Origin of the sequence: Streptomyces sp. NPDC046939 (genome assembly GCF_040644575.1) — a bacterium.
GTDB lineage: Bacteria > Actinomycetota > Actinomycetes > Streptomycetales > Streptomycetaceae > Streptomyces.
The window spans coordinates 21,543-41,524 of sequence record NZ_JBEYWV010000006.1; the positions used below are offsets into that span (position 1 = coordinate 21,543).

9 protein-coding genes are annotated in these 19,982 nt (G+C 70.1%); 1 reads left to right on the forward strand and 8 read right to left on the reverse strand.

Annotated features, from left to right (window positions below):
* The first annotated feature begins 237 nt into the window (after positions 1-237).
* A complete protein-coding gene (locus ABZ877_RS08420) occupies positions 238-1,173 on the forward strand; it encodes an SDR family oxidoreductase (protein WP_361066440.1) in 936 nt (311 codons plus the stop codon).
* Between the two features lie 136 nt (positions 1,174-1,309).
* On the opposite strand, the gene ABZ877_RS08425 is transcribed toward ABZ877_RS08420, so the two are convergent.
* The 8 genes from ABZ877_RS08425 to ABZ877_RS08460 form a co-directional block, all read right to left on the reverse strand.
* The gene (locus ABZ877_RS08425) at positions 1,310-2,152 is read right to left on the reverse strand and encodes a methyltransferase domain-containing protein (RefSeq protein WP_361066443.1); all 843 of its coding nucleotides are present in this window, start codon (positions 2,150-2,152) and stop codon (positions 1,310-1,312) included.
* Positions 2,153-2,433: 281 nt separating this feature from the next.
* Positions 2,434-4,056, reverse strand: coding sequence for a BBE domain-containing protein (locus tag ABZ877_RS08430; protein WP_361066446.1), 1,623 nt, complete (start codon positions 4,054-4,056; stop codon positions 2,434-2,436).
* Between the two features lie 261 nt (positions 4,057-4,317).
* Positions 4,318-5,904, reverse strand: coding sequence for an MFS transporter (locus ABZ877_RS08435; protein ID WP_361066449.1), 1,587 nt, complete (start codon positions 5,902-5,904; stop codon positions 4,318-4,320).
* A 144-nt stretch (positions 5,905-6,048) separates the two neighbouring features.
* Positions 6,049-7,092 carry a methyltransferase gene (locus ABZ877_RS08440; protein WP_361066452.1) on the reverse strand — a complete coding sequence of 348 codons (1,044 nt, stop codon included), beginning with the start codon at positions 7,090-7,092 and terminating at the stop codon, positions 6,049-6,051.
* Between the two features lie 197 nt (positions 7,093-7,289).
* On the reverse strand, positions 7,290-8,354 hold the full coding sequence (locus tag ABZ877_RS08445; protein ID WP_361066455.1) for a methyltransferase: 1,065 nt from the start codon (positions 8,352-8,354) through the stop codon (positions 7,290-7,292).
* A 167-nt stretch (positions 8,355-8,521) separates the two neighbouring features.
* Positions 8,522-9,583 (reverse strand): hypothetical protein, encoded by a 1,062-nt coding sequence (locus ABZ877_RS08450; protein ID WP_361066458.1) that lies wholly within the window; start codon positions 9,581-9,583, stop codon positions 8,522-8,524.
* Between the two features lie 140 nt (positions 9,584-9,723).
* Entirely contained in the window at positions 9,724-10,449 is a 726-nt protein-coding gene (locus ABZ877_RS08455) for a GPR1/FUN34/YaaH family transporter (protein ID WP_361066460.1), read from the reverse strand.
* Between the two features lie 79 nt (positions 10,450-10,528).
* Positions 10,529-19,837 (reverse strand): amino acid adenylation domain-containing protein, encoded by a 9,309-nt coding sequence (locus ABZ877_RS08460; protein WP_361066463.1) that lies wholly within the window; start codon positions 19,835-19,837, stop codon positions 10,529-10,531.
* Between the last annotated feature and the right edge of the window lie 145 nt (positions 19,838-19,982).

Sequence of the window (19,982 nt, forward strand, 5' to 3'; positions counted from 1 at the left end):
TCAGTAGCCCACCGACGCCTCCTCGAAGCGCACGCCCACATCCCCGGCCGGTGACGGGACCGTCTGGTGTCCGGACGTCGGCGCCGCTTCGGGGCGAGCCCGGTCCCCTCGGGTCCCGTCGAAGAACGGCCGGAAATCAGGACAGAGGATGTCGGGTTAGAGCGTGATCATGTTCTGGAAGGGCCCGTGTCGAGGACGGACGCGGGTCAGGAACGCACGAACAGATGAGGGACCTTCATGGAACGCACGCCCGACACGCCGACTCCGGACCTGCGGGGGAAGATCGCACTGGTCGCGGGCGCCACGCGGGGAGCCGGACGAGCCATCGCCGTCCAACTGGGCGCGGCGGGTGCGACGGTCTACGTCACCGGCCGTACGACTCGGGAACGCCGCTCGGAGTACAACCGCTCCGAGACGATCGAGGAGACCGCGGAGCTGGTCACGGAGGCGGGCGGAACCGGGATCGCGGTGCCGACGGACCACCTGGTGCCCGAGCAGGTCCGCGCACTCGCCGACCGCGTCGACACCGAGCAGGGGCGGCTCGACGTACTGGTCAACGACGTCTGGGGAGGTGAGCGACTGTTCGAGTTCGACAAGAAGGTGTGGGAGCACGACCTCGACGCAGGGCTGCGGCTGATGCGGCTCGGTATGGACACTCATGCGATCTCCAGCCACTTCCTCCTGCCCCTGCTGGTGCGCCGGCCCGGCGGACTCGTGGTGGAGATGACCGATGGGACTGCCGAGTACAACGGCAGCCATTACCGCAACTCGTACTTCTACGACCTGGTCAAGAACAGCGTGCTCCGCATGGGGTACGTGCTGGCGCACGAACTGAAGCCGTACGACGGCACGGCGGTGACGCTCACGCCGGGCTGGATGCGTTCGGAGATGATGCTCGAGACGCTCGGGGTCACGGAGGAGAACTGGCGCGACGCGCTGACCGAGGTGCCGCACTTCTGCATCTCGGAGAGCCCCGCGTACGTGGGGCGCGCGGTCGCGGCGCTGGCGGGTGACGCGGAGGTCGCGCGCTGGAACGGTCAGTCGGTCTCGAGCGGGCAGCTCGCCCAGGAGTACGGCTTCACCGATCTCGACGGCTCGCGCCCCGACTGCTGGCGCTATCTGGTCGAGGTGCAGGAGGCCGGCAAGCCCGCCGATCCGTCCGGGTATCGGTGACGGCGCCCTTCGCGGGTCGGCGCTGACCGCGATCGGTTGCCGACCTGCCGGCCTGGGGCTCTGGCGTGGGCAGCACGCTTGCCCGGCATCTCTTGTGGAGAAGGGATGCCGGGCCACGGGCGCGTGCCGGACACAATCAAAAATCAGGCGTGGGCTCCAGCGTCGCGGCGACCACGAGGTACCCGATGCACGGGCTGGCCGCCGCGCGGCGCATGAGGCCGATGTACTGGTCGACCGGTTCGGGTCCGTCGATCCGGGCCAGTTCGTCGCGCCGGGCCTCGACGGCGTCGGCCATGATCCTTCCGGTGCGGACCACCTTGTCGCTGATGTCACGGATGTCGATGTCGACGAATCCGTTCGCGGTGAGCAGTTCCCGGTATTCGTCGGCGGTGGCGTAGGCGCTCACGTGGTAGGCGGTGCGGAACTCGTCGAGAACGGCGCGGGCCTCGGCGTCCAGCGGCGGGCGCTGGACGGTGTCGGCGATCACGAGTCGTCCGCCGGGCCGCAGCACCCTGGCCGTCTCGGCGAGCGCTCGGTTCCGGTCCGGCACATGGAGCAGCGATTCCAGCGCCCAGGCGCCGTCGAACGAGTCGTCGTCGAACGGCAGGTCCTGCACGTCCGCGTTGCGGAAGGTGGTCAGGTCCGACAGGTCCGCCTCGGCGGCGCGCCGGGCGGCCTGCTGCACCTCTACGTCACTGATCGCGATGCCGGTGACACGCGTCTTCCTGGCCGTGACGAGTTGGAGAGCGGGCTTGCCGACGCCGCAGCCGATGTCGAGGACGCCGGCGCCGGGCGCGGGGTCGAGCAGACTGATCAGCAGATCCGTGAGCCGGGCCGTGGCGACCTCGACCGTGCTGTCGTCGGCGTCGTCCTCCCAGTAGCCATAGTGCAGGTTCTCGCCCCAGGCGATATTGAGTACCTGGCCGAGGCCCTCGTAGAAACTCGCGACATTCTCGACGCCGGAATTTTCGGCTGCCATCCTCATCTCCCTGTCGTTACTGCTTTGCCTAGACACCGAGCACTCGGCCGGTGAACGCGCTTATGTCCGCTGCGCGAAGCCGGGTCTTCCCGAATCAACTTCCACGTGCACTCGTGGCCGACCGAAAAGGCGCGTCGCATCGTCCGGCGGCGAATAGGGAAAAGCCGCCCGCGCACTTTCGCTTATGGATTCTTTTCGGCCAAGGGAACGAGGCGGAGGGGTGCGGTGTGCCCGTCGGGCGGCCGTGTGCCGACCGACGGGCACACCGCACCGATGCCGGGTCAGGCGGGCCGGATCGACAGCGCGTGGTGGAACACATCACGCGGGTCGTAGGCGGACTTGACCCGCTGGAGCCGCGCGTAGTTCGCTCCGTAGTACAGGCCGTGCCACGGGGTACCGGAGGTGTTCCACTCCGGGTCGGCGAGGTCGACGTCCGGGTAGTTGATGTACGCCCCGGAGTTGGCGGCGTCGGGCGCCGGGACACCGCCAGTGTTGCGGTAGACGTCGCGGTAGAGCTTGCGCACCCAGGCGACGTATGCGGCGTCCTGGGCCTCCGCGCGCCACACGCCGGGCGTGAAGTAGACGCGCAGAACCGAGTCCCGGTGGACGTAGGCGGTCGCGTCGGAACGTACCGAGTTGATCTTGCCGCCGAGGGCGGCCAGGTTCACCTGTGCGCCGGGATCGCCGTGGTCGTCGGTCAGGTAGGCGTAGATCGTGTCCAGCTGCTCGTCGGTGTAGCTCTTCTTGAGGTCCGCCGTCTTGTCCTTCTGGCGTCCAGGGGGACCCCAGTACCAGTTGTCACGGTCGAGCCACGGCAGTTCGTACCGCGAGTCGGAGACGGGAGAGATGCCGGCTCCGGCGGCGGTCGCCTCGAAGAGCCCGTCGAGCAGGGCCTCGCCGCCCGGAACGTCCTTGGAGACACCGGCCATCAGGCCGATCACGCCCGCGGCCTGGTGGGATGCGGAGAACGAGGCCCACACCTGGACCTCCTTGGCGCCCGGAGCGCTGTTGAGCTCGTACCAGCGGGAGAAGTTGCCCACGAGTCTCCTGAACGCCTGTGGCGACAGGTCTTTCCACGACCACTGCACGTTGCGGACCCGCTGGTTCGCGCCGCGGGGCAGCAGCTTGGCGGGATCGCTGGAGTTCACTCCGGGCGTGCGCAGCCAGTACCGGGTGACGATGCCGAAGTTGCCGCCGCCACCGCCCGTGTGCGCCCACCACAGGTCGCGGTGGGGGTCGTCCTGGCGACGGGTCGCCACGATGGTGCGGGGCTGCCCGTCGGCGCCGACCACGACCACCTCGACGGCGTCGAGGTGGTCGACGGCTATGCCGTGGATGCGGGAGTAGAAGTTGTAGCCGCCGCCGAGTATGTGCCCGCCGAGGCCCACTTCCGAGCAGCCCGCCGAGGGTATCGTCACGCCCCAGCCCTTGAAGAGCGTGTTCTGCGTGGGGGCCACGATCGCGCCGGGACCCACGGCGAAGGCCCCCCGGCGTTCGTCGAAGTAGACGTCCTGCATCTGCGAGAGGTCGATGAGGTGCTTGACCCCGGAGTACGTCGTGAAGTTCTCGAGGCAGTGGCCGCCGGAGCGGACGGCGACCTCCTGGCCGGCCGCGACGGCGCGGCCGAGCGCCTCGGCGACCTGGTCCGAGGAGGTCGCGATGGTGACCTGATCCGGCCGGTTGCTGAAGCGGGTGTTGTGCGCGTGGATGAAGCTGTCGTACCGGGGGTCGCCCGGCTGCACGGTGACGGTGCCGAACGCCGGGGCGCACTTGCCCGCGCTCTTCGCGGTGTTCTTCCCGGCCGCGGCCGCGGCGCCGCCGCCCGCTAAGAAGTCCGCCGAGACCAGGCCGGCCCCGACGAGTCCGGCGCGTGTGAGTAATCCCCGGCGGTTCAGTTCAGACATTGACGTACTCCTTGCTGCGTACGGGAGATGGGCACAACTGGAACGTGTCCCTTGGCCGACTGGCCGACATCGGCAGATCGGAAGCCTACGTCATTCACAGGGGTGTCGAAACGTGTCCGCCCGACGAAGGTGCGATTTTCAATGAGGTTTATGGATGACCGATTCTCGCTGGGCCTTCTCCCAGGTATAGCGCTGGTAAATAAGTCGTAATGGGGGATGAATGGGGACGCTATGGGCGCGGGCCCGGCGGAGCGGTCCTTTTCAGGAAGTGCGCGACGGCACCTCGGCGCCGCCGGGGCCGTTCACCTCGTCCGCCCCGTCCGGGGCATGACCGTCACCCGTCGAAGTCGGGCGCAGCACCGCGATGGTGACCACGATAAGCAGGGTCACCACCGTGCAGATGACACTGACGTAGAAGAGGCTGTCGGTGAACGCCTCGCGGGCCGCGGCGAGGACCGTCGTGCCGAGCTCGTCCGGCAGCCGCCCGGCCTCGTCCACGGCCGAACCGATGGTGTCCTGGGCGCGGGAGGCCACGCCGGCGGGCAGCGTGTCCGCGACCTCGGCGCGGTACACCGCCGTCCCGACGCTGCCGAGGATTGCGACGCCCATGCCCAGCCCGAGTTCCTGGCAGGTCTCGGAGATCGCGGAGACCGCTCCGGCCTTCTCGGGCGGCGCGGACGCGATCATCATGTCGGTGCCGAGCGCGATGGTCGGCGCGACGCCGAAGTTGAGCATCCCCAGCGCGATCATCACCGGGACCAGACCGCCCTCCGTCTCGACCCGAGTCAGTACGGCGAAACCGATCACGGCCATGGTGAGCCCCGCCGTCATCACGTACGCGGACCGCATCCAGCGCAGCGCCACCGGGGCCAGCAGGGCCCCCATCACCCCGCCGACGCTGCCGGGCAGTGACGCCAGTCCCGTCTCCAGGGGCGACAACCCCACCACCATCTGGAGGTACTGCGCGACGAAGAACTGTGATCCCGACATCACGAAGAGCGCGACGCCCATGGTGGCGAGCGAGACGGTGAAGGTGCGCTCACGGAACAGGGCTGGGTCCAGCAGGGGGTGGGTGAGGCGCCGCTGTCGTACGGCGAAGACCACGGCCAGCGCGAGCCCGGCGAGGAGCAGCGCCGTCGGCAGGACGCCGAAGCCCCCACTGGCGAGCACCTTGAGCCCGTACACCGTCGACAGCAGGGACGTCACCAGCAGCAGCACGCTCGCGGGGTCGATCCTGCCGGGGTTCGGGTCCCGGTACTCGGGGAGCAGCACCGGCCCCAGGATCATCAGCAGCACCATCGCGGGCACGCTCAGCAGAAAGACCGATCCCCACCAGAAGTGTTCCAGCATCGCGCCGCCGACCAGGGGGCCGAGCGCTCCTCCCACCAGGAAGCAGGCGATCCAGACGCTGAAGGCGACGGAGCGCTGGCGCGCGTCCAGGAACGTGTTGCGGATCAGGGACATCGAGGAGGGCATCAGGGTCGCCCCCGCGATGCCCAGCAGCGCCCGGCTGACGATCAGCATCTCCGCGCTGGTCGAGAACGCCGTGAGTACGGAGGCCAGTCCGAAGCCCGCCGCCCCGGTCAGCAGCAGCCGGCGCCGGCCGAACCGGTCGCCGAGCGTGCCCGCGATGATGAGCAGGCCGGCGATGAGGAAGCTGTAGATGTCGACGATCCACAGCAGTTGCAGGCCGCTGGGGTCGATGCTCCCGCTGAGGTGCGGGACCGCCAGGTGGAGCACCGTGGTGTCGAGGCTGATCAGCAACGCCGGCAGGGCGAGGACACCCAGGGCTGTCCATTCGCGTTTCCCGGCACGGGCGGTCGGGGCAGCGGTCGGGTCGTGAGTCATGAGGGATTGCCTATCCAGCGACGAGAAGGGTGAGGGACCCGTCCGAACGGCCCAGGGCCGCCCCGGCAGCGGTTTTCGGCCTCGCCGGGACGACGCGGCGCGGCACACCGGGCCGAGGTCCGGGCGAGGCGGTGTGCGGGGCGGTCAGGTGATGCGCCGCCGGGCCGTGATGACGCCCATGCCGCTGGGCAGCACCCTGGTCTCCTCCGGTTCCAGTCCGGCGGCCGTGAGCAGCGCGGTGAACTCCGCGCCGGTGCGCTCCTGGCCGCCGGCCGCTCCGAAGAGGGAGAGCATGTAGAGGTCCATGAGGGCGGGGAGCCGGTGGCGTCCGCCCCGGTCGTCGGCGGCGTCGGTGAGCAGGTCGATCACCATGAGGCGTCCGTGCTCGGGCATGGCGGCGGCGCAGGTACGCAGGATGGAGACAGCGCTGTCGTCACCCCAGTCGTGCAGGATGTGGCTGAGGATGTAGAGGTCAGCGCCGGGTGTGACGCTGTCGAAGAAGTCGCCGACGACGGCGGTGCATCGGTCGGTGAGACCCCCTTCCACGATGCGCTTCTCGGCGAGTTGCACGGTGCCGGGCAGGTCGATGACGCTGCCGGTGCTGCGCGGGGTGCGGTGCAGCAGTTCGCACATCAGATGGCCGTTGCCGCCGCCGACGTCCACGATCGTCGGGTACCGGTCGAAGGAGACCGCGTCGAAGATCTCGTCCAGTTCCAGTCGCAGTCCGGCCTCCTGGGACCGGTCGAACACCTCGCGCCGCTCCGGCCGCCGCTCCAGGTGCTCGAAGAGGGCGCAGTCGTGGAGCAGGGCGAACGCCGAGTCGCCCGTCCGGACGGAGTACCCGAACTCCTGCCAGGTACGGCCGACTTCACCGGCGAGCAGCAGTGCGCTGGGGCGTGCCGTGCCAGGGGTGTCGGGCAGCAGGGTGGCGCCGAGGCGGGTCAGCGCGAAGGCGCCGTCGGGCTCTTCGGTGAACACGTCGAAGGGGACGAGCGCGCGGAGCAGCCGGCGCAGGGCGAGGGGGTGGGCCTCCACGTCGCCGGCGAGGTCCTCGGCCGAGCGGGGGCCGCCGGCCAGTGCCTCCGGCAGGCCGAGCTCCACCGCTGCGCACAGCGCCTTGGAGACGAGCTGGCCGTAAAGCAGCATGCGCATCCGCGCCGCGTCGTCCCGGAGTTGTGGGTGGAGCATGCGGTCCCCTTCTGGTGCGTCTGCTCGTGCGTCTTCCAGTACGGCTTCCAGTACGGCTTCGAGTGCGGGTTTTTTGTGCGTCCCGTCGCGCCGGTGTGCTGGGCCCGTGGCGGTCGGTGGTGCTCGCCGGGCGGGGTGCCGCCGGGCCGCCGTGGCGGCCGGCCCGGTGGCATCCATGTGCGTGGCCCCGGCGGGGCCTACTTGGTGGCGACGATGGCGCCGTGCGGGGTCCAGCCCGGGAAGGGGATGCGCTTGACGGTGCTGAACCCGGCTTCGCGCAGGCACCGCTCGTGCGTCGCCCAGGAGTAGATCATGCCGCCCTCGGCGGGCAGCGCGGCGAAGTAGACGCTGTCGAGGGCGGCGACGACGGGGCCGTCCCCCTCGTCGTTGGACATGGAGTTGAAGATGACCAGCTGGCCGCCTTCGGGCAGGACCTCGTAGGCGCGGCGCAGCAGTTCGGTGTTCTCCTCCGGCGTCCAGATGACCAGCTGGTGGGCGAACATCACCACGTCGCAGCCGGTGGGCAGCGGGTCGGCGAACATGTCGCCGGTGATGACGGAGACCTGGTCGCCGACGCCGGCCTGGGCGATCTTCTTCTCGGCGATGCTGCCGGACGCCGGGATCTCGAAGACGGTGACCTTGAGGTCCGGGTTGGCCTGGGCGAGGGCGATGGCGTTGACGGCGTCGCCGCCGCCGCAGTCGAGGAGGTGCCGTCGGCCGGAGAGGTCGAGCTGCTGGACCAGGTGCTTGTTGGCCAGTTCGGACCAGGAGCGCATGTAGCGGTAGAAGACCTGCTCCAGGTGCGGGTTCTCGGCGAGCCGGTGGTAGAGGTCACGGCCGGAGCCACGGACCCGGCGCAGACCGACGTTGCGGTTCTCGCGGAGCGAGTCGGTGAAGTCGAGCTGGCCCTCGTACACGATGTACTGCTCGAAGGCGACGGTGTCCACGAAGCGCTGCCAGTCGCCCTCGTCCATGAGGTCCTTGACGACCCCGGCCAGTCGGTACCGTTCGTCCCGCTTGACGAGGATGCCGAGCGAGGTGCAGCCCAGGAGGAGGATGTCGACGGCGCGGTCCTGGAGGGAGAGCGCGTCGCGGATCTCGTCCCGGCTGAGCTCCTGCTTCTCGGCCACCAGCTCCGGGAGGCCCAGTTCACAGGCGGCGTTCAGGTACTGGAAGGCCGCATGCCCGAAGAGGATCCGGGACAGGCCGTCCATGTCGAGCTCGACGGGCCCGCCGGTCTGGGTGGATGCGGTCTGGGTCATGAGTGCCCTGCCTCTCGGATGTGAGTGAGTTCCCACCGGATGCCGGCGGGTGGACCGGTGGCCCGGTGTGACATGGGGAGGGGATGTTCGCAAGGTGCTCGCGGCCGTCCGTGCGGAGCGACGGCGGAGCGCGACGCGCCTGCCGCCGAACGGCCGTGTGCGGGCGCTTAGTTGGGGCGGTCGGGGTGCGGGGCCGCGGGCAGGACGCCCACCCGCAGCCGACGGAACTGCTCGATGACGCCGACCGCGGGCCGGTGGGATCTGCTGGTCGCGAGAAGACTCGGCGACTGGTCGCCGACGAAGTTCCCGCACACGCCCTTGTGCGACTCGTACGTGGCGTCGAGCGCGGTCCGGAAGTCGCTCAGGGTGGCGGGGCGGCGCTCCGCCAGCCAGGACCATGCCTCGCCCGACGCGGTCAGCGCGGCCACCAGCGCCTCGTGGTCCCGCCAGCGCAACCCGCTCATCTGCGGGGGCGCCACCGGCGGCATGAGGGTGGGCCTGATCTCCGACCGGTACTGGTCGGGGTTGGCGTCTCCGGCGAACTGGAGGGCGGCGCGGCAGGCCCGCATGATCCGCGAGGCCACTTCGGCCGCTGTGGCGGCGGCCTCCTCGTCGTCGGCCTCGGCCGCCGCCGTGAGACTGTTCACGGCGACGGTGCCGCCCTGGGCGAGCACCATGAAGACATGGTGGCCGCGCACCCAGCGCCGGAGCCCGTCGAGGGGTTGAGGTGCGGGTCGCCCCGACGATACGCAGCCGGGCACCGGCAGCGGCGGCGGCAGTCGGGTGGGATCGGCCGGCCACCGCACCAGGGTGTCGAAGCCCGCGATCAGGTCGCACCACGCGGTCTCGTCCAGGCCGGTACCCCGTTCCTCGGCGATTTCGAGGATGCCGAGGTGGGCGTTGAGCGCCGCCGCGACGAACAGGGTGAGCGGGTCGCCGTGGTGCCGTTCAATGCCGAACGCCAGGTCGTTGTGGCGGTTCTGCCGGGACTCCCGCGGATCGTCCACGACGAGGGTGCTGGGCACCGGGCCGAGATCCGCGCGAGCGGTCCGTACGGCGGCGAGCATGTCGGCGAGACCGGTCCGGTGCGCCGGGTCGGCCACCGTGCTCGCCAGGCCGGCGAGGGCGGGAGGGGCCGCCGCCGCGACGGCTCGGGCGTCGCCCGGCAGGTCTTCCGGGCGCGGCATGGGGAAGGGGACGGTGGCGACGTCGGGCAGGTAGTCGGTCATCGTTCCTCCTTTGCGTGTGCGGTGGGGCCGGCAGGGGTCCGTGGGCGGCGGCTCGAACCGGTTGGGCTTGGGCCGGTGGGCGCTTGGGCCGGTCGGGGTTTGGGCCGGGTGGGGCTTGGGCCGGTTGGCGGCCTGGGTCCTCAGCGGCTCTTGATCAGCGGCCTGCCGAGAGGGAGGTTCTTGGCGCCGGTCGCCCTGTGCATGAAGCTCGCGAAGATGTACATGCCGACCGCGATGAAGAGGAACATCGTCGTGATGCCGACGTAGATCAGCCAGGGGTCGCTGGGCTTCAACGGGTTGTTGACGGTCTGGTCGATCGCCTGCTCGATCGAGCCGAACAGCACGAGCAGCGTCGCGGACACCACGACGAAGAGCAGCGTGAAGACGCTCGGCAGGCGCAGGGTGGTCAGCGTGAGCAGGATGATCACGATGGCCCAGACCAGGACGAAGTTGGCGGTGGCCTGGCGTTGCTCGATGTTCTCGAACTGTCCCATCCAGTTGTTGTTCAGGGCGAGGCTGAGGATGGAGAAGCTGAGCCAGAACGTCCCGAAGAGGCCGTACACCGCCGCGAACACCCCGTCGCCCAGGCGCATCGCCCAGACCGAGGCCATCAGCAGCATGATGGTGCTGGCGAACACCATGATGGGCAGCGAGGCCACCAGGGAGTTGGCGGGAACGCTGACGTCCTTCAGGTAGAAGGCGAGCGAGATGGAGCCCAGCAGGAAGCCTCCGAAGCCCAGCATGGCGGGCTCGTTGGCTCGGGGGCCGTTGGACAGGTCCGGTACGGGCGCGGGCGGCTTCGCCGTGAGAGCGGTGTCGGCGACGGGCGCCGGGGGTGCGTCGAGCGTCTTCTCTTCCTGCTTCATCGCTGTCTCCTGATTCTTGTAGGGGGCCGAAGGTGGGAGGAGGGGAGGGTGAAGGACGGAGGGGGGAAGGGGGCTGATGTCACCCCGCGGTCGTGCCGCCCTTGACGCGCCGGATGCGCTGGATGCGGGCGGGGCCGGACGGCCAACCCGCCGGATCGGGCAACAGGCGGGCCAAGTCGGCCAGTACGGAGTTCTCGAAGACGAGGTGGAGGGGCATCTCGGCCCCCGTGAGCGTCGTCAGTCGACTGACGACCCGTGTTGCGAGGAGGGAGTGGCCGCCGAGGGCGAAGAAGTCGTCGTCCGCGCCGATCTCAGTGACGTCGAGGAGTTCACTCCAGATCCGGGCGATCAATTCTTCGGCCGGCCCGGACGGGGGGCGGAACGCGGTGCGGTTTGCACTCGGTTCGGGGTCGGGGAGAGCGGACCGGTCGATCTTGCCGTTGGGGAGGAGGGGGAACTCCTTGAGGGCGACCAGGGCCGAGGGGACCATGAAGTCGGGGAGCCAGGTGCGTGCGTGGGAGGGCAGGTCGGCGGGGACGTCGCCGGTGGCCTCGTCGGGGACGACGTAGGCGGCCAGGCGGAGTGAGCCGGTCGGGTCCGGGCGGGCGACGACCACCGCCTCCGACACCTGCGGGTGGCGGCGCAGGACTTCCTCGACCTCGCCCAGTTCGACACGGTGACCGCGGATCTTCACCTGCCCGTCCGCCCGGCCCAGATACTCCAACTGCCCGTCAGGACGCCACCGCACCAGATCTCCCGTGCGATACATGCGGGACCCGTCCGCGCAGAACGGATCGGGAAGATACCGCTCGGCGGTCAGCGCGGGCCGGGCGTGATAGCCACGGGTGACACCGGCCCCCGACAGGAACAGCTCACCCACCGCGCCCACCACGACCGGCCGCAGACTGCCGTCCAGGACGTGCGCCCGCGTCCCGTCCACGGGGCGGCCGATGGGTGTGCGGGCGTCGCCGGGAGCGGTCACCGCGTGCGTGGAGTAGGTGGTGTCCTCGCTCGGCCCGTACAGGTTGTTCACCACACCGATCACCGGATGCGCATACAACTCCGCCACCAGCCCCGGCGCCAACGGCTCACCAGCCAGGTTCACCGTCCGGGCGCGCGGAGGCACCGCACCCGCCGCCAGCAACTCACGCGCCACCGACGGAACCGTGTTCACCAACGTCACACCCGCATACCGGCCCGGATGCGCGATCAGATCGAGCGCGTTGTCGGGGACGAGATGGACCGTCCCGCCGACCGACAGCGGGGCGAAGATCTCGAACACCGACAGGTCGAACGACACCGACGTCGCCGCCAGCGTCTGCGCCAACTCCTCACGCGAGAACACCCGGCCCGCCCACGACAACATCGCCACCACCTGCGCATGCTCGATCACCACCCCCTTCGGACGCCCCGTGGACCCCGACGTATAAATCACATACGCCACATCCGAACCGTCCCCGGCCCCCGGCATCCGGTCGGTGCGGCCCCCGTCCGGAAAGTCCCCCACCGATCTCAGGACCAGCGAGACACCCGAGTCCTCGACCATGAAGTCGACACGCTCACCCGGATAGCCCGGATCCATCGGCACATAACCCGCACCCGACTTCAGCACACCCAGCAAGGCGACCACCAAATCCACCGACCTGGGCAACAACACACCCACCAGGTCACCGGGCCCCACACCCGCATCCCGCAAACCCCACGCCAACCGGTTCGCCCGCTCCTCCAACTCCGCAAACGACAACACCTCACCCGCACAACACACCGCCACACCCACACCACCCAAACGGTCAACCACCCCCTCCACCAACTCCTCCACCCGACCCGCCACCCCACCCGCCAACGGCACACCCGCCGACAACACACCCAACCGCTCCCGCTCCCCCACCGACCGCACATCCACCTCAGCGACAGTCAGGGTGGGATGGTCGGCCAGGGCGCGGATCGCGGTGGCGAGCCGGTCGGCGATGAGCTGTGCGGTGGAGCGCTCGAACAAGTCGGTGTTGAAGAGCAGGTGTCCGGTGATTTGGCCTTCGCGTTCCTCCGCCTGGACGACCAGGTCGTAAGGAGTGGTGCGGAACGGTACGGGAGCCGGGCTCATCTTCAGGCCCGCCAGTTCGTAACGGGGCGGCGTCCCGTTGACGGCCAGCAGCACCTGGAACAGCGGGCCGCGCTCGCCGTGGGGGCGTGCTTCGCTGAGCAGTTCTTCGAGGGGGATGCGCGGGTGGGCACGGACGTCGTCCACGAGCGACCGGGTCGCGTCCAGGGTCTCGGCGAGTGTGGCATCCGGATGCGGGCGCAGATGGAGCGGCAGCGTGTCGACGAGGTAGCCGACGACCCCGGCCGTGTCCGGGTGGTCGCGGCCGGCGACTGGAATGCCGAGCGTCACGTCGTACCGGTCCGTGAGCTTGACGAGGACGACGGCGAGGGCGGTCGCGAGGACGGTGAACGACGTGGTCGCCGCCTTCCGTGCCGCGCCGGCCAGTGCTTCCTGCGGAAGGTCCAGCGGGACCGCGTCGCCCCGGAAGGTCTGCCGAGGGGGGCGAGGCCGGTCGGTCGGCAGGCCGGCCGAGGTGGTACCCGCCAGGTGGGACCGCCAGAACTCCGCGTTCTCCGAAGCCGTTTCGCGCTGCCAGGCTGCTGCTTCGGCGTACTGGACGGGCGCGGGCGCGACGGCTTCGCTGCCGGGGGCGTGCAGGAGTGCGGCGTAGCCCTGGGCAATCTCACGGAGGATGATGTCGAGGGACCAACCGTCGGCGATGGCGTGATGCAGACTCATGACGACGACGTGGTGCTCGGGCCCGGCGCTGACGAGCGTGACGTGCCAGAGGGGGCCGGCGGAGAGGTCGAAGGCCCGCCGGGTCTCGGCGTCGATCACCGCTTCCCAGTCGGCGCTGGTGGTTCGGAACAGCGGTACTACGGGGTCGGGTGCCACCACCTGCCGGAGCTCGCCGTCGATCTGGCGCAGCGAGGTACGCAAGCTCTCATGGCGGCGCGCGAGGTGATGGAGGGCGGTGACAAAGGCGTCCTCGTTCAACGGCCCGTGGAGGTGGACGGCGCCCCTGATGTGGTATGCGAGATTGGCCTCCGGGTCCAGCGCGCACTGGACCCACAGGCGTTCCTGACCGGGCGATGTCGGCAGTACAAGTGTGCCGTCCGGTTCCGGGACGCGGTCGAGCGGGGCGAGCGGTGGTGTACGCCCCTGCTCCGTGCCATCGGGGAGGTGGGCGGCGAGGTCGGCGAGGGTGGGGTGTTCGAAGACGAGGTGGAGCGGTATGTGGGCGCCGAGGGCTTCGCCGAGCCGGTGGGTGAGCCGGGTGGCGAGGAGGGAGTGGCCGCCGAGGGCGAAGAAGTCGTCGTCCGCGCCGATCTCGGTGATGCCGAGGAGTTCGCTCCAGATCCGGGCGATCAGTTCCTCGGCCGGCCCCGACGGGGGGCGGAACGCGGTGCGGTTCGCGTTCGGTTCGGGGTCGGGGAGAGCGGACCGGTCGATCTTCCCGTTGGGGAGGAGAGGGAACTCCTTGAGGGCGACCAGGGCCGACGGCACCATGAAGTCCGGGAGCCAGGCGCGTACGAACACGGCCAGGTCGGCGGGGACGTCACCTCCCGCCTCGTCGACGACAACGTAACCGATCAGCCTCAGTGACCCGGTGACGTCCGGGCGGGCGATGACGACGGCCTCCGAGACGTGCGGGTGGCGGCGCAGGACTTCCTCGACCTCACCCAGCTCGACACGGTGACCGCGGATCTTCACCTGCCCGTCCGCCCGGCCCAGATACTCCAGCTGCCCGTCAGGACGCCACCGCACCAGATCTCCCGTGCGATACATGCGGGACCCGTCCGCGCAGAACGGATCGGGAAGATACCGCTCGGCGGTCAGCGCGGGCCGGGCGTGATAGCCACGGGTGACACCGGCCCCCGACAGGAACAGCTCACCCACCGCGCCCACCACGACCGGCCGCAAACTGCCGTCCAGGACATGCGCCCGCGTCCCATCCACGGGGCGGCCGATGGGTGTGCGGGCGTCACCGGGAGCGGTCACCGCATGTGTCGAATAGGTGGTGTCCTCGCTCGGCCCGTACAGGTTGTTCACCACACCGATCACCGGATGCGCAAACAACTCCGCCACCAGCCCCGGCGCCAACGGCTCACCAGCCAGGTTCACCGTCCGCGCGCGCGGAGGCACCGCACCCGCCGCCAGCAACTCACGCGCCACCGACGGAACCGTGTTCACCAACGTCACACCCGCATACCGGCCCGGATGCGCGATCAAGTCCAGCGCGTTGTCGGGGACGAGATGGACCGTCCCGCCGACCGACAGCGGGGCGAAGATCTCGAACACCGATAGGTCGAACGACACCGACGTCGCCGCCAGCGTCTGCGCCAACTCCTCACGCGAGAACACCCGGCCCGCCCACGACAGCATCGCCACCACCTGCGCATGCTCGATCACCACGCCCTTCGGACGCCCCGTGGACCCCGACGTATAAATCACATACGCCACATCCGAACCGTCCCCGGCCCCCGGCACCCGGTCGGTGCGGCCCCCGTCCGGAAAGTCCTCCACCGACCTCAGGACCAGCGAGACACCCGAGTCCTCGACCATGAAGTCGACACGCTCACCCGGATAGCCCGGATCCATCGGCACATAACCCGCACCCGACTTCAACACACCCAGCAAAGCCACCACCAGGTCCACCGACCTGGGCAACAGCACGCCCACCAGGTCACCGGGCCCCACGCCCGCATCCCGCAAACCCCACGCCAGCCGGTTCGCCCGCTCCTCCAACTCCCCGAACGACAACACCTCACCCGCACAACACACCGCCACACCCACACCACCCAAACGATCGACCACGCTCTCGACCAGCTCCTCCACTCGCCCAGCCACTCCACCCATCAAGGGCACACCCGCCGACAGAGCGGCCAACCGCTCCCGCTCCCCCACCGACCGCACATCCACCTCAGCCACCACCGCATCGGGGCACTCCACCAACGCGGAGACGACGGAGGCGAGGCGCTCGGTGAAGAAGCGGGCTGTGCTGTCCGCGTAGAGATCGGTGTTGTAGGTGAGGTAGCCGGTAATGGCGTCCTCCCCCTGCTCCAGGTGGAGGGAGAGGTCGAACTGGGTTCCGGCCGGTGGGATGTCGAGACGGCTGACGGTCAGACCGGGCAGGTGCAGGTTGCGCGACGGGGCTTCGTTGAGAGCCAGCATCGTCTGGAACAGGGAGCTGCGTGCCTGCCCGTCGGCGGCGAGCATCGTGTGCCGGACGATCTCCTCGAACGGCGTCTCGGCGTGCTCGTGTGCTTCCACGAGAGCTTCGTGGGTGGCGCGCAGCGTCTCCGCCAGCGTGGCCCGCCGGTCCAGGGTTCGGCGCAGGGGCAGGGTGTTGGTGAAGAAGCCGAGAATGCCCGCGGTGTCGGGGTGGGTGCGGCCGCTGGTCGGGATGCCGATGGTCACGTCGTCGCTGCCCGACAGGGCGCCCAGGACGAGGGTGACGGCGGTGGCGACGACGGCGAACGGAGTCGTGCCGGTGCGGCGCGCGATGCCCCCGATCGCCTCGGCGCTCAGTTCCACTGGGACGGCCGCACCGTTGTGGGTGCGCCGTGCCGGACGCGGGTGGTCGGTCGGGACGTCCAGAGGGCGCACTCCCGCCAGCCGATCACGCCAGTGAGCGAGTCCGCTGTCGTCCTCGGACGTCGGCTCGTCAGCTCGCATCCGGGCGAAGTCGCCGTAGTGGAGGGTGGGAGCCGGAGGCAGGGGACGGCCTTGGTCGAGGGCGGCATACACGGCGGCGATCTCGTCCAGCAGGCGAGTGAGTGTCCAGCCGTCGGCGATGGTGTGGTGCAGGGACAGCAGGAGCAGGTGGACGTCCTCGGCGCGGCGGACGATCCGTGCACGGAAGAGCGGGCCGTCGGCAAGGTCCACCGTGGAGTGACGCCAGCGCGTGAGCAGTTCGGCCTCGTCGCACTCCGGGGACGCGTACGGGTCGTCGGACGAAACGTCTGTCACCGAGCCGGACCACACGGGGTGGACGACCTGGACGACCTCGCCGTTCTGCTCGCGCAGGGTGGTCCGCAGCACCTCGTGGCGGCGGGCTACTTCATCGATCGCCCGTGCCAGCGCCGGGGCGTCGAGCCGGCCGGTGATCCTGGCGCCGCCGTTCAGGGTGTAGGCGAGATTCGCCTGCGGGTCCAGGGCGCACAGCAGCCACAGCCGCTTCTGGCCGGACGTGGCAGGGAAGACGACGGTGCCATCGGGGTTCGGGGTGCGCTGTGCGATCGGTATGGGCGGGCGGGGCTTACCCGAGCGGTCGAGGTGGGCGGCGAGGTCGGCGAGGGTGGGGTGTTCGAAGACGAGGTGGAGCGGTATGTGGGCGCCGAGGGCTTCACCGAGTTGGTGGGTGAGCCGAGTGGCGAGGAGGGAGTGGCCGCCGAGGGCGAAGAAGTCGTCGTCCGCGCCGATCTCGGTGACGTCGAGGAGGTCGCTCCAGATCCGGGCGATCAGTTCTTCGGCCGGCCCCGAGGGAGGGCGGAAGGCGATGCGGTCTGCGCCCGGTTCGGGGTCGGGGAGAGTGGACCGGTCGATTTTGCCGTTGGGGAGGAGGGGGAACCCTCTCAGGGCGACCAGGGCCGAGGGGACCATGAAGTCGGGGAGCCAGGTGCGTGCGTGGGAGGGCAGGTCGGCGGGGACGTCACCGGCAGCCTCATGGGGAACGACATAAGCCGCCAGGCGCAGTGAGCCGGTCGGGTCCGGGCGGGCGACGACCACCGCCTCCGACACCTGCGGGTGGCGGCGCAGGACTTCCTCGACCTCACCCAGCTCGACACGGTGACCGCGGATCTTCACCTGCCCATCCGCCCGGCCCAGATACTCCAGCTGCCCGTCAGGACGCCACCGCACGAGATCTCCCGTGCGATACATCCGGGACCCGTCCGCGCAGAACGGATCGGGGAGATACCGCTCGGCGGTCAGCGCGGGCCGGGCGTGATAGCCGCGCGTGACACCGGCTCCCGACAGGAACAGCTCACCGACCGCGCCGACCACGACCGGCCGCAGACTGCCGTCCAGGACGTGCGCCCGTGTGCCGTCCACGGGGCGGCCGATGGGTGTGCGGGCGTCGCCGGGAGCGGTGACGGCGTGCGTGGAGTAGGTGGTGTCCTCGCTCGGCCCGTACAGGTTGTTGACCACACCGATCACCGGGTGCGCATACAACTCCGCCACCAGACCCGGCGCCAACGGCTCACCGGCCAGGTTCACCGTCCGGGCGCGCGCAGGCACCGCACCCGCCGCCAGCAGCTCACGTGCCACCGACGGAACCGTGTTCACCAACGTCACATCCGCATACCGGCCCGGATGCGCAATCAGATCGAGCGCGTTGTCGGGGACGAGATGGACCGTCCCGCCGACCGACAGCGGGGCGAAGATCTCGAACACCGATAGGTCGAACGACACCGACGTCGCCGCCAGCGTCTGCGCCAACTCCTCACGCGGGAACACCCGGCCCGCCCACGACAACATCGCCACCACCTGCGCGTGCTCGATCACCACCCCCTTCGGACGCCCCGTGGACCCCGACGTATAGATCACATACGCCACATCCGCACCATCACCCACCACCGGCATCCGGTCCGTGCGGCCCCCGTCCGGAAAGTCCCCCACCGATCTCAGGACCAGCGAGACACCCGAGTCCTTGACCATGAAGTCGACACGCTCACCCGGATAGCCCGGATCCATCGGCACATAACCCGCACCCGACTTCAGCACACCCAGCAAAGCCACCACCAGGTCCACCGAGCGCGGCAACAACACACCCACCAGGTCACCGGGCCCCACCCCCACATCCCGCAAACCCCACGCCAACCGATTCGCCCGCTCCTCCAACTCCCCGAACGACAACACCTCACCCGCACAACACACCGCCACACCCACACCACCCAAACGATCAACCACCCCCTCCACCAACTCCTCCACCCGACCCGCCACCCCACCCGCCAACGGCACACCCGCCGACAACACACCCAACCGCTCCCGCTCCCCCACCGACCGCACATCCACCTCGGCCACCACCGCATCCGGGCACTCCACCAACGCGGAGAGAGCCGTGAGGAAGCGGTCGGCGAGGAGGGTGGCGGTGTCGGCGGAGTACAGGTCGGTGTCGTAGGCCAGGAAACCGGTGACGCCGTCGTCGCCCTGGAAGAGATAGAGCTCGACGTCGTTGCGGATGGTGACGGGTGCCATCGCCATCGGCCGGACCGGCAGGTCCCCGAGGCGGGCCTCGGCCGGACGCGGCTGGAGCACGAAGAGGACGTCGAAGAGGGCGGCGCCCCGTCGGCCGAGCTGCTCCGCCACCGTCTCGATGGGCACATGGGCGCCGCTGTACGCGTCGAGGCAAGTGTCCCGGACCATGTGGAGCGCCTCACGGACGGTGCGGGCGCCGGTGGTGTCGGTGCGCAGCGCGAGCATGGTCGCGAGGGGACCGATGGCTCCCGGCGCCCGGTGGCGTTCTCGGGTCGCGATGGGTGATCCGACGGTGATGTCCGAGTGTCCGGCCGTCCGCGCCAGCGTCAGGTGGAAGGCGGTGACCAGCACCATGAAGGGTGTCATCGCGTTGCTGTCGGCCAGATCCTGTACGCGGCCCATCAGGTCGGCGTCCACGGTGACGTCGACGTGGCCGGAGCGGAAGCGGCGGGTCTTCGGCCGGGGTTGGTCCGTGGGCAGTGCGAGCGGTCGGGCGTCGGCCAGGCGGTCGCGCCAGGCGGCGAGGTCGGCCGGGTCGGGGGTGGCGGGAACCTCGGGCAGTGGGGTGGCCGGGCCGAGGGGCCGGCCGGCGTAGAGGGCGTCGAGTTCGGCGAGGAACACGCCGAGGGACCAGCCGTCGGCCACGATGTGGTGGGCGAGGAGCTGTATACGGGTGGTGCCGTCAGCGAGGGTCCAGACGGCGACGCGCCAGAGCGGGCCGGTCGCGAGGTCCATGGGGGTGGCGGCGCGTGCGTCCGCGTCTGCGTGCGCGCGGGCGCGGCCGGCGTCGGTGGGGAGGTGGGAGAGGTCGGTGACGGTGAGGTCGGGTGCGGCTTCGGCTTCCGGGGTGACGGCGCACAGGGTGCGGTCCCCGTCGGGGAACGTGGTGCGCAGCACGGCGTGCCGGTGGGTGAGGGTGCGCAGGGTGGTGGCGAGGCGGTCGGTGTCGAGGAGGCCGTCGGTCTCCGCGTCGTAGCGGAGGATGTTGGCGGCGGTGCCCGGATGGATCTCCTCGAACAGCCGGAGGCCGAGCTGGATGGGGTTGGCCCGGGGGGCGGCGGGTGCGGTGGTGTCCGGTGTGCGGGCGCGCCAGCGGGCGAGGAGGTCGCGGCCGAGGTCGGCGGATACCTGAAGGTTGTCGGACACAGGTGTCGTCCTCCGTGTGGTCACCGGACGTGGTTCTCCGCTGGGTTGCCGCGGGCTTGGTCGCCGACGGCGGGCGTCGGCGGCACGGCTGCGGGGGCGGGCGTCGGCGGCGGGCTGCAGGGGGCGGGTGTCGGCGGCATGGCTA

Coding starts and splice junctions, on each gene's coding strand:
- ABZ877_RS08450 (WP_361066458.1), bottom strand. CDS start 9,583: ATGACCGACTACCTGCCCGACGTCGCCACCGTCCCCTTCCCCATGCCG.
- ABZ877_RS08440 (WP_361066452.1), bottom strand. CDS start 7,092: ATGCTCCACCCACAACTCCGGGACGACGCGGCGCGGATGCGCATGCTG.
- ABZ877_RS08430 (WP_361066446.1), bottom strand. CDS start 4,056: ATGTCTGAACTGAACCGCCGGGGATTACTCACACGCGCCGGACTCGTC.
- ABZ877_RS08455 (WP_361066460.1), bottom strand. CDS start 10,449: ATGAAGCAGGAAGAGAAGACGCTCGACGCACCCCCGGCGCCCGTCGCC.
- ABZ877_RS08420 (WP_361066440.1), top strand. CDS start 238: ATGGAACGCACGCCCGACACGCCGACTCCGGACCTGCGGGGGAAGATC.
- ABZ877_RS08445 (WP_361066455.1), bottom strand. CDS start 8,354: ATGACCCAGACCGCATCCACCCAGACCGGCGGGCCCGTCGAGCTCGAC.
- ABZ877_RS08425 (WP_361066443.1), bottom strand. CDS start 2,152: ATGGCAGCCGAAAATTCCGGCGTCGAGAATGTCGCGAGTTTCTACGAG.
- ABZ877_RS08435 (WP_361066449.1), bottom strand. CDS start 5,904: ATGACTCACGACCCGACCGCTGCCCCGACCGCCCGTGCCGGGAAACGC.